Origin of the sequence: Dermabacter sp. HSID17554, assembly GCF_003989295.1 — a bacterium.
Classification (GTDB): Bacteria; Actinomycetota; Actinomycetes; order Actinomycetales; family Dermabacteraceae; genus Dermabacter; species Dermabacter vaginalis.
The window spans coordinates 227610-241377 of the sequence record NZ_RBLW01000002.1; the positions used below are offsets into that span (position 1 = coordinate 227610).

Consider the following 13768-nt stretch of genomic DNA (forward strand, 5'->3'; position numbering starts at 1 on the left):
ATAAAGGGAGCAGTAGCGCACTGTGCGCTGTGTCCCTAGCCTACGCCCTCGCCCGGTCATTAGTGGAAATCAGCGTCTATTTCCACTCGAGAATTGGCCAGCGATTCTTCTTTGCTTCGGCGTAAAGGCCCAGGTCGGGCGAGATCACCGTGGGGTGTCCGAGCACTCCGAGCCAGGCGGCGTCGGCATGCGAATCACCGTAACCGTAGGAATGAGCGAGATCGAAGTTACCGTTGTGCGCGTACTTCTTGAGCCAATTGGCGCGGGCTTCGCCGACCACCGGGGGAGTAGCAAGGTAGCCCGTGAGCACGCCGTCCTTTTCGTGCATGTGGGTTGCCACGACTTCGTCGAAGAGGTCAGCGAGCGGCTCCACGAGAATATCGAGGGCCCCCGTGATGAGGATCGTGCGGTGACCAGCAGCGCGGTGCTCCTCGAGGCGCTCGAGCGCCTGAGCCCTGATTTGGCCCCGCACCTTCTCGCCGAGCTCCCCCGCAAGAACTTCCTTGAGCTCCGCGACACTGAAGCCCTTGTAACGTCGCATGACGCTTCGAATGAACTCCGAGCGCGAGTGCTGCTCATTGCGCAGGTACTGGGGGAGCGCCCCCGCGAGCTTGACGACTTCCTTTGCGCCATCGACACTCGAGCGGGTTTCCTTCACGATCGCGAGGTACTGCTGCACAATGTTCTGCGCGATGACCGTGCCGTCGAGGTCGAACACTGCGAGAGTGTCGCTCGATGCCGTGAGCTCGCTTGGCTTGCGCTCAGCTTGCGCCTTGCGGGCGGCCTTCTGGCGTGAGTAGGCGTTGGTGAGCTCGGTGACGGCCGGCAGGTGGTGATCGCGGAAGTACGAAGTCCAGTCGAGATCCGTGATGTCGAAGTCGTACTTTTCGAGGAACTCCTTTGGGAGCGAGTCGCGCAGCGCACGCGTGTTGGCGTCGTCGAACACCATTTCGGTCTTCGTGTACGCCTTGTAGAGCCCCATGAATTTCTTGAGGGTGTCGAGGCCCGCGGAGTTCTTGTGGAGCTTGCCAGCCCAGGCGCGGGTAGTGCGAGTGCCGGGGAGGCGTCCGACGGCAACCTCGGCTGCCTTGACCGCTTTATTGGTTGCCCAGAACTTCGCCTCTACCAAATCGACGGAGGGGAAGGTCCACATAGGAACCGCGATCGGCTCGCCCTTGTCGTCCGTCAGAGGATTCTCCACGAAGTAGTCGTGGACGATGCTCACCATCTCGTGGAGGGGGAGCGGGTTCGAGTTACCCGAGGCAACCTGGTAGTACGCCTCATCACCCGTGCGCTCAACGTTCTGAGTTGCGAGGGCGAGGATCACGCCAACGATGTGGTCGACGGGGATGATGTCGAGAATCGAATCGGGCAGGCCCGGGAACTCCGAGAGCCGGCCCTTGCCGTAGGCCATGATGAGCGGGTCGGCGACCTTGTACCCGTCGATCCAGCCGGGGAAGGGGTGAGAGACAGCGGACTCGATGATCGCGGGGCGCACGAAGCTCAGGCGGTGGCCGGAATCGGCCCACATCTCTTCGCCGACGCGCTCGGCCATCGCTTTCGTAAAGGTGTAAATATCGGTCCAACCAAGCGAATTCGCGCGCTGGAGTCCGTAATCCTGCAGGCGGGAGCGCACCCACGCGCGGCGAGCATCCTCCGCGACCGAGGCGATTGCCTTCGGACCCATCTTGCCGCTCTTGAGTTCGGCGAGGCGCAGGTTCTTCCTGATTTGTTCTGGCGTGCGCGAGAGCGCATCGACCTCTCGAGCCGCGGCGAACGCGGCGTCGTACTCTTCGCGCCAGCTCACATCGTGCGTGAGGCGGCCTTCGCGGCACAGGCCCTTGGCGAGACCGCTCACGTACGAAGTGGACACGTGAATGACGTGGGGATCCTGGCCGCCCGGGAGGGTCTTTTGCGACTCGAGGAGTGCCTCGTAGAGGTTCTTGGCTCCACCCACATTCGTGGCGAAGGCTTCGTTAATGGGCGGGTCGAAGCTCACCGAGCTCGCCGAGTGCACAACGACATCGAAAGTGCGCTCGAGCGGGGGAAGATTCGTCAGGTCGCCCTCGATGACGTCGGTGCGTTCCTCGAAGGCTTTGCGCACGGCGTCCTCGCCTACGCGATCACTCCACGAGGTGAACGAAGGCTTGCGCAGCAAGGTGGCAAGACGCTTCTTCCCCGTGAGCGTCCCCTTCGGGCGCACAACCGCCGTCACGCGAACCTCGGGGAAATGCTCGAGGAAAGCTTGAAGAACAGCCTGGCCTAGAAAGCCTGTGGCCCCGGTAAGAAGAACTTCGCGATACTGAGTATTTGCGCTGGTAGAGGGCACAGACATGCGGATAAATCCTCGCGATCGAGCAATGGTGAAAGTATTGGGGCGCGCTCGTGGGCGCGCGGGCCTAGTGTATCGTAGGGGCCATGCATAGGGCCCTCATCACCGGCGGCACCTCTGGTATCGGGGCCGCTTTCGCGCGCGAATTCGCTAAGCGGCGTGTCGACCTCGTGCTGGTTGCTCGCAATGCCGATCGCCTCTCGCGTTTCGCTCAAGACCTCCGCACCCGCTACGGCATCGATGTCGAAGAAATGGTGTGCGACCTCGAAGTGGAAGCTGAGCGGGACCGCGTCGCAGCGCGTCTTACGCAAGAAAGCATCGAACACCCCGCCGTTGACATCCTCGTCAACAACGCGGGCTTCAGTGTGCGCAGCGACATTCTCGGCGATGACCTCTCGCTTCATGACTCGGGGATCGAGGTCATGATCAAGGCCGTGCTTCACCTCTCGAATGCGGCCGGTCGCGCGATGGCTCGGCGCGGCAAGGGGTGGATCATCAACGTGAACTCCGTTTCCGGGTATCTCCCGCAGAACAATTATTCGGCGATCAAATCGTGGGGCAACACCTATACCGAAGCCCTCGCGGTTCGTCTCGCGGGAAGCGGCGTGCACGTGACCTCGCTCCAGCCGGGCTGGGTGCGCACCGAATTCCACGAGCGCGCCGGCATCTCCGGCTCGTCGATCCCGGATTTCCTGTGGCTTTCTCCCGAGCGCCTCGTCAAGGAATGCCTCGATGATGTCGCACGCGGAAAGCTCATCTCCGTGCCCTCAAAGCGTTTCAAGGTGCTCGCTTTCCTCGCCCGCACCGCTCCCCGGAACATCATGCATTCGATTGCGGCATGGTTTACGAAGCGGCGCGATAAAGAAAAACCACTGTCGAAAGCCCCCAAGAAGGGAACCAAGTGAGCAAGTATCACGACCCTTCCCTCTATCGTTCGCCCTGGCGCGCCTACCTTCGCGCGCTGCTCGTGCGAATCGGCTTCAAGGGCGTCGTGAAAAGCGCCGTCACGCAAAAGATCATCGTCAACCCCGAAGTCAAAAAAGTCCGCGGCGCATTCCTGCTTGTGGCCAACCACTCGAGCCACCTCGATGCACCCATGCTTGCTCAAGGTCTCCCCTTTACCCAGGGAAAATACCTCTCCACGGGCGTCGCGCGAGAGTACTTTTTTGACATTTGGTACCGCCGCATCTTCGTGCGAGCGCTCTTCAACGCCTTCCCCATCGACCGCGACGGCTCCCGCAAGCACTCGGGCATCACGCGAACACTGCTCACCGCGGGCGTCCCCGTGCTCGTTTTCCCCGAAGGCACGCGTTCAAAAACCGGGAAGATGGCCGAGTTCAAACCCGGCGCGGCTTCCCTTGCCATCACTGAAAACATCCCTGTCATTCCCGCCGCGCTTATCGGCGCACACGAAGCGATGCCGAAAGGTCGAAGCTGGCCCAAACCGGGCAAGCCTCCCGTCGGTGTGGTGTTCGGTGCGCCCATGCGCGCGGAGGAGGGCGAAAGCGCCCTCAGTTTCAACGCGCGGATCCAGGAAGCCGTCGGAACTCTCAAAACCCAGAATTACCTAGCCATCATGGGAACCCAACCACCCGAGGAGCAAGCGTCATGAACAGCCCTATTTCGGCACGCGAGGTTAAGCGACACAAGTGGTGGGGGTGGGGTCTTGACGACATCACCTTCCGCTGGGACAACAAGCCCGCTTTCCCCGGCTTTGCCAAGTCCAAGATCGGCATGGACCTCGAGAAGCTCACGCCGGCGCCAGAGCCGCAGCTGAGCGACTATGAGGTTCCCGCGAGCCGCCTCGGTGCCGAGGACCGCGCCGCCCTCGCCGGCATTGTCGGGGAGGACAACCTTCTCGATGACGACGAGTACCGCGTCGTCCACTCCTTCGGCCGCTCCGTGATCGACCTGTTCCGCGCGCGCACCGGGGATTTTGCCCGCATCGTCGACGCCGTGATTTACCCGAAGAGTGACGACGAGGTCCAGCAAATCCTCGCCTACATCGTCGAGCACGATCTTGTGGCGATTCCCTACGGCGGCGGTTCCTCGATCTCCGGTTCCGTTACCCCGAACGTGAATGAAAAGCGCCCGATTATCACGATCAACCTGGGCCGCATGCGCGAGGTCATCTCGATCGACGACACCTCGGGCCTTGCACGCGTTGATGCCGGCGTGTACGGCCCCGACCTCGAAGAGCAGCTCAATGAGCTCGGCTGGACGATGGGGCACTTCCCCGACTCGTTCACGTACTCAACGCTCGGTGGCTGGGCTGCGACCCGCTCGACCGGCATGCAGTCCGATCGCTACGGCGACATCGAGGACATCGTGCGAGGACTCAAGGTGGTGCGCCCCGACGGCATTGTCGAGACGAAGCCGATCCCCGGCCGCGATTCCGGTTCGAGCATCCACGAAGTGATTCTCGGCTCCGAAGGCCGCCTCGGCGTCATCACGGAATGCACCGTGCGCGTGCATCGCATGGCGGAAAACCGCGTCGTCATCGCGTACATGTTCCCCGACTGGGAATCCGGCATCCGCGCCATGCACGCCATTGCCCGCAGCGAAGTCCACCCCGTGTTCACGCGCCTGAGCGACGGCCCCGAGACCGCCTTCAGCCTGTCGATGCTCAAAGAACCCAAGGACAAAAAGGGCGAGATCACACGCAAGGTCCAGGACACCCTTTTCGCGTATCTGCGCAAGAAGGGCTGGGACACCGAGAACGAGATGTGCATGAGCTACGTGTGCTTCGAGGGATCGAAGGCCCAGATCGGCCGCGAGCAGGCCGCCGTGAAGAAGATCGTCAAGAAGGCCGGCGGCATTACCCTCGGTGCGGGTCCCGGGGCGATCTATGACCAGAAGAAGTTCGATACCCCCTACCTTCGTGACTTCCTTCTTGGCCTCAACGTGTTCGGCGACGTTTCCGATACGGGCACCACGTGGGCACGGATCAACGAGATGCACTCGAAGGTGTATGACACGTTCTACGCGAAGCTCGAGGAGCTCGGGATTCCCGGCTTCTTCTTCTGCCACATGAGCCACAGCTATCACCAGGGTGCATGCCTGTACTTCACGTTCGCCGTTCCTTACGCGAACAACGCGGTCATGCTCGAGCAGTACACGGCGATCAAGCATGCGGTGCAAAGTGAGTTCCAGAAGCACGCCGGCACCCTCTCGCACCACCACGCGGTCGGAACCGAGCACCAGCCCTGGATTGAGGAAGAGGTGGGCCCGCTCGGCGTCAAGATGATGCGTGACCTCTACGAGACTCAGGACCCGGGCAAGAACCTCAACCCCGGCAAGATCGTCTCCTGACATTCGCCCAGGCCATCGAGGCCGAAGAGAACGCCGCACACTCGCCCATGCCAGGCGGGGTGCGGCGTTTCGCATCGGGGCGCTGTCTCCACGGGGCGCATTCTCTTTGGGGCAGGGTTTGGCGTTTTTCATGGGGGCGGGGCGACGCGCCTCTTGTGGGTACAGGTTCCCGCTCGGATCGATCTGGCCTAGTTGCCCGCATCAACGCTGAAGAACGCAAAAAACCCTCCACCGAAGTAGAGGGCCTTGCTGCTGGCGCGCCCGGAGGGATTCGAACCCCCAACCTTCTGTTTGGGGCCCACGTCCCGCGTGAGCAGGGCTAACGCTCAGATTCGCCGGTTGCCTCGCGCCGCGTAGGGGTAGAGAGTTGCATCCATGAATGATAAATGGATCACAACTATCGCCGCGTGGATCACTTACCTCGAAGCCGCGGGCACTTCGCCGAACACGATACGCACGCGCCGCGAGCATATGCAGCGCTTCGCCCGTACCGCGAGGGCCTCATCGCCGGGCGCGGTTACGGGCGAGGCGCTCGTGCGATGGTTCGCTAAGCAACAATGGGCGAGCGAGACGCGGCGATCGCATCGCAATACTCACCGCGCGTTTTGGGCTTGGGTGCTCGAGGCGGGGCACTGCGAGATGAACCCGGCCGAGGCGCTCCCCACGGTGAAGGCGGTCGAGGGGATCCCGCGGCCTATACCTGAGCACCTTTATCGCGAGGCGCTGCGCGAGGCCCCCGAGCGCGTGCGCCTCATTCTTCGACTCGCGGCCGAGGTAGGGCTACGTCGCGCCGAGATCGCTCAAGTGCACGAGCGTGACCTCGTGCGCGATCTGCAGGGGGTGAGTCTCATCGTGCACGGCAAGGGAGATCGCTCGAGGCTCATCCCGCTACCCCCGCGCCTAGGGATCGAGGTCGAGGCCGCTTGCAGCGCGCGAGGCTACTTATTGCCCGGGGAATATCGAGGCCACCTATCGCCGCGTTATGTCGGTAAGCTCGCGGCGAGAGCCCTCCCGAGGCCGTGGACACTACACACGTTGCGCCACCGATTCGCCACGCGCGCCTATTCGCTCGATCGTGACGTGTTCACCGTGCAGCAGCTACTAGGCCATGCTTCGCCCGCGACAACGCGCCGTTATGTCGCTCTCGACACGTCGAGGCTACGCGCGACGGTAGAAAAGATCGCGGCCTAGCCCTCGGAGTCATCGGGAGCCTCGAGGGGCTCGGCGCGGTGTGGGACGTTCACGCGGGCGAGGCCGAGGGCGGGGATCGCGAGCACGGCAACCGCGAGAGCATCGAGCCTATCCGCGATCCCTTGCTCAATAAGGCCGAGGGCGGTGAGCAGCGCGATAAGCGCCGCTACGACGGGGTAGGCCCATTTACGGAACTCGGGGGACGTGAGCTCGCGGCCGTACTTGGTCGCTGTGTTTTTGCGGTGTGTGTTCATGTTTCGTTTTCTCTGTTCGCACTTTCGAGGGTGTAGAGGCGTTTATAGATCTCTGAGAGGTTGCGATCTGCGTAGGCCCGGTTATCGGCGAGCTCGCGGTGAAGTTGCCGGTTATCTTCGCGAACTTCCAGTGCTAGGGCCTCGATTCGGTCTACTGCGTCACGGGTGGAACCCCCGGAATTGTTCGTGAGCTCGTGCGCGGCGCTGCGAGCTGCCTCGCGTGTCTCTGTTAGTAGGGGCTTGAGTTTTTTCGCCCATGCGGCATAGGCGATCGCGAGCGCGCCGAATAGGCCTACCGCGAACGTTGCGAGTAGGCCGAGCAGCGTCCCGAGCATCGCCGCTACTTCCTCGGGTGTATCGAGGGCGGGCGGCATGTTATTTCACTGGGAGCGCCCATGCGGCGCGCCACGTTGCGGGCCCGATCTTTCCATCGACCTTTAACCCTTTGTTTTTCTGGAACCTTTTGACTACGCGCGCCGTGTCGCGTCCGTAGCGCCCATCAGCTCCAGACTCACCGATATTCCATCCGCGCGCCTGCATTCGTGCCTGCCAGGTCGCGAGGCCTTTGGAGCGCCACCGTCCGTTTACCTCGATCACGTCACTCGGGACGCGGGAGTTACGGCCGCGGCCGCTAACAGACTGAATAGGGCCGCTCGGCGGGCCGTAGTAGTGGCCTCGGGGGAGGGGGAACGGGGGGACGCTCGGAGCGGCCGGGGCGGGCGCGGGCGGCGGGCACGCGGCCGAGCCGCCGCGCGCGAGACGATCCAGGCGCGCGAGATCGTATGTGCCGGGGCAAGTCGTGGACGACCCCTTCACATCGCGGTGGCGAACAAGGGGGATGTCTCCGTGGCGTCCGCGAATCTCGCGGATGAGCTCGGCCGCGGTCTCGTATGTCTCGTCCTGTTGCCTCGGGTCGCACTCGATGCCGATAGAGTCAGAACTACCGCCTCGAGCATGCCATGCGACCATCGACTCTGGCACGAGCCGGTACACCTTCCGACCTGACACGACATAATGCGCACTGACCTTGGACTTGGTGGTAGTTAGCCACGACAGTACGCCATCGAGGGAGGGCTTGCGCTTCGGGTCGTCCCAATGGTGAATAACGATACGACGAACCTTCGAGCGGCGTTTAGAACGGTTAGGGCTCGTGAGCTCTGTAATGTACTTGTACGACATGCTTACTCCTCCTATGCCGGAATTGGGTCGTCGGTTATCCAGCTCGCATAGAGATTTACAGCTGAAACGGTTGCGGAATGGTTCTTTACCATCAAATAAGTCTGGAACACTGTTAGGTAACCTCCAGAACTGCCCGCCAGAGAAAACAACGGATCGCCACCCTCGGGTGAGGGCCGGTAGCCGACCTTGGGAAACGCCGACGTTGAGATAGATTTCCACTTAGTGTTATCCAGGAACATAAAAACTGTGTTCCCAATGCGTCGATACCGCAATGTGCCCTGAGTGAACGGGCTAGAGTCGCTTTGCCAGCCTGAATCATACTGAGCCGCGGCCCCTGTACTGCCCTCACCTGGTGATGGGTTAGTGGCGGCCGTCTCGGCTTTGGCAAGTTTGTTTTCTAGGTCAGTTATTTTTGCTTCTAGACCTAGAATATCGCCAATGGGGTGTTTGTGTGCCTTAGGGTCGCGTTTGTCCGTTAGCCTAGAATCGTTGTCTCGGACGAATAGCCTCGCGATAGCAGTGGCAAGTGAGTAGCTAACGTTTGGGTAATCGGCGATTTTGTCCTCGGGAGCCACGTAGGGGAGTCCGCTTGTATATTTCATTAGATTACACTCCTACTGTTTTTAACTCGCCTCATATCTTGAAACGAGATACTAGCGTCGATGTTGCTGAATGTTACCGAATTATGCACGGCTTTCCAGATAATCGGAGTCTCGGGGGGTGTGACCCGTAAGGGCTCGGTATCGATCTCGAGGCGATTCCGTGAGGGGTCCCCCGAAAGTTCAAGCGAGCCGCCTACAATCAACTGATTAGCCTCGAGCCCGTTCCGCACACCGAGCAAAACGATGGCGTTTGCGAATCGATCTTCCATGTTCGTTAAGGCGTTCACGCTGTGACGGTAAGAATCATCAAGCCTGCTAAGTAGAATTGAAAGACGGTCTAGGCGCGGCATTGGTTTCGCGCCCGAGCTAACAATTTTTTCCGCCCACCCTCTCATTGTTTCGGGTGTACTCAGCTCTTCGAGCTTGAGTGCTTCGAGTTGCTCTTTAGTCGTGGCCGCGCTGTTGGCGACTCGGCAGAGTGTATCGATACGGATAGCTGTGCCGGGTGAGTTGGGATCTCCCCATGTGCGTGTAGCGGCGCGCGTTTCGTCGTCATTTTCGTCCCCGTTACCGTTCATAGTAGTCGCGAGCCATGAGATAGACACCGAGTTAATGGCCGAGTCATATGAAAGTGTCTTACCAACGTTTCTAATCGAACCTGAAGGAAGTTCTACCGCATTGGTTGGTCGTATCCGCGTGACCTTCGACGTTTCGCTATAGACGAGTTCCTCAGACATTGTGTAGGCATCAATTGCGGCGATGCCGGATCCTTTGGCAATGAGGTGCATTTGGTATGCGTTTAGATGCAGCTGTAGAACCTCAACCGGGTTGCGTGAGTCGATATCAAGGCGTGGCGCGGTCCACCAGTGCGCGTTAGGACCTGCATACGCTGAGGTTCTAATTTGCATGAGATTAGGGATAAGTTTCCTGAATCTCTCAAGTCGGTCGTTCATGCGTTCATGTGGCCACGGTTCTGCACCAACGCGGCGGCGAGATTCACGGCCGAGCGCATCGATTGCCTGAACCGTAATCACTTGCCATTTATCCGATGAGGTAACGGCTGAGTATTCGATTACATCAACGTACCCGGAAAATACTGTCGCCGGTTTATCTCTCTCCCAAAACACAACGACGCTCACGAGGTCATCGAGGGCCAGACGATTGAACTCCCGCGATGGGTTATGCAGCATTGTAAATGTGCATTCACTCGGCTCAGGGGGGAGTAATACTGAGGGGCGACTCCATTTCACTCGTACAGAATCAACTACGAGTGTTTGACGATGTTCGTATGCCCACGCCGATGAGGCGAGAGGCTCGGTTCCCTTTAGCACTTGAATGTTATGGGGTTTCATGCGTAGGCCACCCTTCCATCGATCCCGGTGCGCCCGGTGCGCCTAGCGCGCCGCTCGAGCAGTTCCTCAATGGCGCGTGCTGTGCCGTCTTTATCGATCGCGCCGTTAATCGTGATCGTGTAGTTGTATTGAGCGCCGCCGTTACCGCCGCGGCGAGCGGCCGCGACTGGGAACGTGGGAGCGGTCGGAACATCGATCAAAGACTCAACGGCGCGGTTAGCTTTGCCGCTCATCCCGGTGATGCCGTCGATGAAACCCTGACCGGTGAACTCACCAATGCGTGCGAAAACGCGGGAAGGGGAGTGGATACCGAGGAAGTTCTTTATACCGTCAACGGCTTTACCCGCGATTCGCTTCGCGGCATTGACTAACGCGCCCCCCATCGAGCCGATCCCGTTTATCATTCCCTGGATCATGTTGCGCCCCACGCCTCGGAGCAGGCCCGAGAGGTTGCCGAGCGCGCTACGGATACGCCCGGGAATCTGCCTCACGTTCGAGAGTAGACGGCTGATATACCCCACTACACCGCTCACTAGAGCGCTGAATCCGTTTCGGGCGAGGCTCGAGGCCGAGCGCGCGGCATTGCCGATCGTGCGAGAGATATTGCCAAAGATTGATCCAACCGAGCTAAGCAACCGTCGAATAAATCCGGTGACGGCATTGACCATGCCCGAGACTAGCGCCTTCGCCGTAGCGCCGCCGCGCCTGAAACTGTTGGTTATCGTGTCCCATAGGCCCGAGGTTAGGAACTTGATTCGACTCCAGCCCATAGTGATCCAGCGTGCCGCGGTCTCTGCGAGAGCTTTCACGATACCCGCGATCGTATTTCCCACGCCGGTAAGTAGCGACACGATAGCGTTCCAGATACCCGCGAAGATATTTTGCGCGCCTTGCCACACTGAAGTCCAGTCGCCCGAGATCATTCCGGCGATCACGGTGATTACGCCGCCAACGGCTTGGAGTAGGCCGTCGAGGATCCCCACCACGGCCCCGATTACCGTTTGCACAACGGGGAGAATTGCCTCAATAGCGGGGGTGAGAAACTTGATAATGGTTTGCGCGATCCTCGTGACGGGTTGAACGATAGCAATGATCCGCGGGGCGAGAGTTGTGAAGGCTGCAGTAACAGCGGGGATAATCGTTTGCGCGATCTGCGTGAAAATCGGGATTGCGGCCTCGAAAATCCCGATCACGGCCGGGAGCACGGTACCCGCGGCGTTAATCAAGATCGGCGCGATCGCCTTGAGGCCGTCAAGGATTAGCGGGAATATCGTCGCGCCTGCGTCGAGTAGTGTCTCACCCAGCGATAGCATTAGGTAGTAAACGGATTCCGAAACCGGTTCGATAGCGGAGAGGATTCCCGCGAAGGGTGAGGCCGCGCCCGCGGCCCCGCTGAATCCGCTCGCGAGGTCAGTGATGACCGGGCCGAGCCCGCTAATAGCCTCGGTGAGCACGGGGCCCACAACGTCCGCGAATTGCTGCAATGCGGGCATGATCGAGCCGGTGACGATACCTAGCAACGAGGTTAGCGCCGGTAGTAGCATCATCCCCACCTGTGCAACGAAGTTGCCCCACTGGGCGGTGAGGATCTGCACTTGCCCCGCGAACGTATCGGTTTCGCGCCCGAAGTTTCCCTGTGCCGCGGTCGATTGATCCATAATGAGCGCGAGAGTCGCGGCCTGTGATGCGTTGGTATCGAGCGCGCCACCCACCTTTTTGAAGCCGAGCTCGGCCGCTTTCGCGTCGATCGAGGCCTGCGTGAGGCTAATTCCGTAACGTTCGATCGGGTCGCGTTCGCCCTTGAGCGCGCTCGATAGCGCGTTTACCGCGTCCGTGGTTGATCCGCCATACATGGAGGCGAGGTCGGCTCCGAGGCCAATGAGATTATTTGTTTTTGCGCCTAGCTCCTCCATGCTCGTGCCGCCGTTTTTGAGCTGCGTCGCGATCACGGCCGCTAATTCGTTGTAGCTGTTTTCGGTGAGGCCGAGGGATGTTGCCGCGCCCGTAGCGTAATCGTGGATCACGCCCGCTTGATCCTTGAAAATAGTGTCGATCGCGCCGCGCGATTGCTCGAGGTCCCCGGCGGCTTTCACGCCTGCCACGCCGAGAGCGCCGAGCGCGCCCGCGCCCGCGAGAGCAACCCCGCCGAGAACTTTACCCATACCGCCGAGAACTCCCGAGAGCTTGCTCGCGCCTCCCTCGGCCTCAGCCATGGCAGAGCGCGCGCCCTTAGCATCGCCGAGAATGCGAACGGATAGGATCGCCGTTTTCCCTGCCATGACCTTTTGCCTTTCTAGTTTCGTTCGTTTAGTTCATTGAGCTCGAGTAGCGCGAACTCGAGGTGGAGGGGATCGCCTTGGAGCCATTGCTCGCACGGGATCCCCGTAAATATCGCGAGTTGGACTAGAAGCCGGGTGTTCCCGGCGTTTATTCCCCCGCGAGGCCCTCGGCGGTTTCGTTCGCGTCAGCGTCGAAACTGATATCTGCAACCCGCTCGAGGAAGGTTTCATAAGTGTCGGAGATTTCGCCCTCGCGGTTGAGTACGGCCCACGCTAGAAAGCCTTGGACGGTGATTTCATCGCGCGTAATGTCCCACTTGTTGTTTCGGGCGGCTTTTTCGAGGCGGATTTTATCGGCGAAAAGTACGCGCCGGTCGAGGTATCGGGTGCCGTCTTGAAGTTCGACGCTAATGAGCGTGCGCCTAATATCTGCCATTTTATTTTCCTTTCACTTGGTCGAGCGCGTGCTCGAGTGCTCTTTCATAGAGAGGGAGCCAGAGAGGTTCAGTGCGTTGTGCGCCCTCGGTGAGGAACGGTCTCGCGGGGATCCCGCGCTTAGGCCATCCCCAATGGATTACGCCCGCGTAGGGGATCCTTTTTTTACCGGCGCGAATAACTCCAGCGGTTTTTTGTCCACTTGAGCGCACCGAGGCGGCGAGCTTGCCCGAGCGGCGAGGCGCGAGAGCGGCCGCGGCCTCGGCCGCGATCTTCGCCGCTGCAGCGTGGGCGGCCTTGAGATCTTCGAGATCGTCCCCGGCCTCGCGAAGGGTGCGCCGTAGGCGCTTTGCTCCTTCAACCTCGATTAGCGGGCGGGCTTTAGCCATTGTTAGGCCTCAGCGTCCGCGCCGCTCATTTCGGGCATGCCACCCGAGATTTTCCACTCGAAACTAGCGGTGTTTGCCGTTTTCACGTCGCCGCCAACGGATACCGCGCGAACGATAACCTTGCCGCTAATCGTCATTTTTTCGTCATTGCGTGGGCGGAATACGAACGGCAATTCTTTGCCAGTATTTTCCCACGTCCACGCCACTAGCGACTCCATCGAGTATTCCTGAATGAACTCACCCGAGAGAGTGCCCTCGAAGCGGCCTTCATCGAAGAACTCGGAGCCGTCGAGAACGGGGATAGGATCTTCATCCTTCCACGATGGTTCAATCGTGCATTTCGTAACGTCGGTAGCCAGTTCTCGGGTTGAGCCGGTTTCGCCGAGCTTGAGGGAGCCGGGGCCGAGCTTACGGTTAGCAATTGCGGGCATTGTGGTTTCCTT

Annotated in this window: 14 protein-coding genes; 4 read left to right on the forward strand and 10 right to left on the reverse strand. The window is 60.3% G+C overall.

Annotated elements, in window-relative coordinates; genetic code table 11:
• Window positions 1-76: 76 nt before the first annotated feature.
• Window positions 77-2335 (reverse strand): HAD-IB family hydrolase, encoded by a 2259-nt coding sequence (locus D8M36_RS04060; protein ID WP_126846948.1) that lies wholly within the window; start codon window positions 2333-2335, stop codon window positions 77-79.
• Between the two features lie 83 nt (window positions 2336-2418).
• Here D8M36_RS04060 and D8M36_RS04065 point away from each other — a divergent pair, with 83 nt between their 5' ends.
• From D8M36_RS04065 to D8M36_RS04080, 4 genes are all read left to right on the forward strand, one after another.
• On the forward strand, window positions 2419-3237 hold the full coding sequence (locus tag D8M36_RS04065; protein WP_065248482.1) for an SDR family NAD(P)-dependent oxidoreductase: 819 nt from the start codon (window positions 2419-2421) through the stop codon (window positions 3235-3237).
• Window positions 3234-3944, forward strand: coding sequence for a lysophospholipid acyltransferase family protein (locus D8M36_RS04070; RefSeq protein ID WP_074298421.1), 711 nt, complete (start codon window positions 3234-3236; stop codon window positions 3942-3944). Before D8M36_RS04065 ends, D8M36_RS04070 begins: the two co-directional genes overlap by 4 nt.
• The gene (locus D8M36_RS04075) at window positions 3941-5644 is read left to right on the forward strand and encodes an FAD-binding oxidoreductase (protein ID WP_126846950.1); all 1704 of its coding nucleotides are present in this window, start codon (window positions 3941-3943) and stop codon (window positions 5642-5644) included. Before D8M36_RS04070 ends, D8M36_RS04075 begins: the two co-directional genes overlap by 4 nt.
• 375 nt (window positions 5645-6019) lie before the next feature.
• Complete coding sequence (locus tag D8M36_RS04080; RefSeq protein ID WP_193877125.1) at window positions 6020-6835, forward strand: tyrosine-type recombinase/integrase; 816 nt, start codon at window positions 6020-6022, stop codon at window positions 6833-6835.
• Here the strand turns inward: D8M36_RS04080 and D8M36_RS04085 are convergent.
• From D8M36_RS04085 to D8M36_RS04130, 9 genes are all read right to left on the reverse strand, one after another.
• Window positions 6832-7089, reverse strand: a complete 258-nt coding sequence (locus tag D8M36_RS04085; protein ID WP_126846952.1) for a hypothetical protein — start codon at window positions 7087-7089, stop codon at window positions 6832-6834. The two genes, D8M36_RS04080 and D8M36_RS04085, sit on opposite strands and share 4 nt — an antisense overlap.
• Window positions 7086-7463 carry a hypothetical protein gene (locus tag D8M36_RS04090; RefSeq protein WP_126846954.1) on the reverse strand — a complete coding sequence of 126 codons (378 nt, stop codon included), beginning with the start codon at window positions 7461-7463 and terminating at the stop codon, window positions 7086-7088. The genes D8M36_RS04085 and D8M36_RS04090 overlap by 4 nt, the downstream gene beginning before the upstream one ends.
• Window position 7464: 1 nt before the next feature.
• Window positions 7465-8268 carry a peptidoglycan recognition protein family protein gene (locus tag D8M36_RS10460; RefSeq protein WP_202974867.1) on the reverse strand — a complete coding sequence of 268 codons (804 nt, stop codon included), beginning with the start codon at window positions 8266-8268 and terminating at the stop codon, window positions 7465-7467.
• 11 nt (window positions 8269-8279) lie between these two features.
• Window positions 8280-8870 (reverse strand): hypothetical protein, encoded by a 591-nt coding sequence (locus D8M36_RS04100; RefSeq protein ID WP_126846956.1) that lies wholly within the window; start codon window positions 8868-8870, stop codon window positions 8280-8282.
• Window positions 8870-10060: a hypothetical protein gene (locus tag D8M36_RS04105; RefSeq protein ID WP_126846958.1), complete on the reverse strand. Its 1191-nt coding sequence runs from the start codon at window positions 10058-10060 to the stop codon at window positions 8870-8872. Before D8M36_RS04105 ends, D8M36_RS04100 begins: the two co-directional genes overlap by 1 nt.
• Window positions 10061-10218: 158 nt before the next feature.
• Entirely contained in the window at window positions 10219-12501 is a 2283-nt protein-coding gene (locus tag D8M36_RS04110; protein WP_153246500.1) for a phage tail protein, read from the reverse strand.
• A 148-nt stretch (window positions 12502-12649) separates the two neighbouring features.
• Complete coding sequence (locus D8M36_RS04120; protein WP_126846964.1) at window positions 12650-12937, reverse strand: hypothetical protein; 288 nt, start codon at window positions 12935-12937, stop codon at window positions 12650-12652.
• 1 nt (window position 12938) lies between these two features.
• Window positions 12939-13325, reverse strand: coding sequence for an HK97 gp10 family phage protein (locus D8M36_RS04125; RefSeq protein ID WP_126846966.1), 387 nt, complete (start codon window positions 13323-13325; stop codon window positions 12939-12941).
• Window positions 13326-13327: 2 nt separating this feature from the next.
• Complete coding sequence (locus D8M36_RS04130; RefSeq protein WP_126846968.1) at window positions 13328-13756, reverse strand: hypothetical protein; 429 nt, start codon at window positions 13754-13756, stop codon at window positions 13328-13330.
• Window positions 13757-13768 lie beyond the last annotated feature (12 nt).

Coding starts and splice junctions, on each gene's coding strand:
- D8M36_RS04060 (WP_126846948.1), bottom strand. CDS start 2,335: ATGTCTGTGCCCTCTACCAGCGCAAATACTCAGTATCGCGAAGTTCTT.
- D8M36_RS04065 (WP_065248482.1), top strand. CDS start 2,419: ATGCATAGGGCCCTCATCACCGGCGGCACCTCTGGTATCGGGGCCGCT.
- D8M36_RS04075 (WP_126846950.1), top strand. CDS start 3,941: ATGAACAGCCCTATTTCGGCACGCGAGGTTAAGCGACACAAGTGGTGG.
- D8M36_RS04080 (WP_193877125.1), top strand. CDS start 6,020: ATGAATGATAAATGGATCACAACTATCGCCGCGTGGATCACTTACCTC.
- D8M36_RS04085 (WP_126846952.1), bottom strand. CDS start 7,089: ATGAACACACACCGCAAAAACACAGCGACCAAGTACGGCCGCGAGCTC.
- D8M36_RS04090 (WP_126846954.1), bottom strand. CDS start 7,463: ATGCCGCCCGCCCTCGATACACCCGAGGAAGTAGCGGCGATGCTCGGG.
- D8M36_RS10460 (WP_202974867.1), bottom strand. CDS start 8,268: ATGTCGTACAAGTACATTACAGAGCTCACGAGCCCTAACCGTTCTAAA.
- D8M36_RS04100 (WP_126846956.1), bottom strand. CDS start 8,870: ATGAAATATACAAGCGGACTCCCCTACGTGGCTCCCGAGGACAAAATC.
- D8M36_RS04105 (WP_126846958.1), bottom strand. CDS start 10,060: ATGCTGCATAACCCATCGCGGGAGTTCAATCGTCTGGCCCTCGATGAC.
- D8M36_RS04110 (WP_153246500.1), bottom strand. CDS start 12,501: ATGGCAGGGAAAACGGCGATCCTATCCGTTCGCATTCTCGGCGATGCT.
- D8M36_RS04120 (WP_126846964.1), bottom strand. CDS start 12,937: ATGGCAGATATTAGGCGCACGCTCATTAGCGTCGAACTTCAAGACGGC.
- D8M36_RS04125 (WP_126846966.1), bottom strand. CDS start 13,325: ATGGCTAAAGCCCGCCCGCTAATCGAGGTTGAAGGAGCAAAGCGCCTA.
- D8M36_RS04130 (WP_126846968.1), bottom strand. CDS start 13,756: ATGCCCGCAATTGCTAACCGTAAGCTCGGCCCCGGCTCCCTCAAGCTC.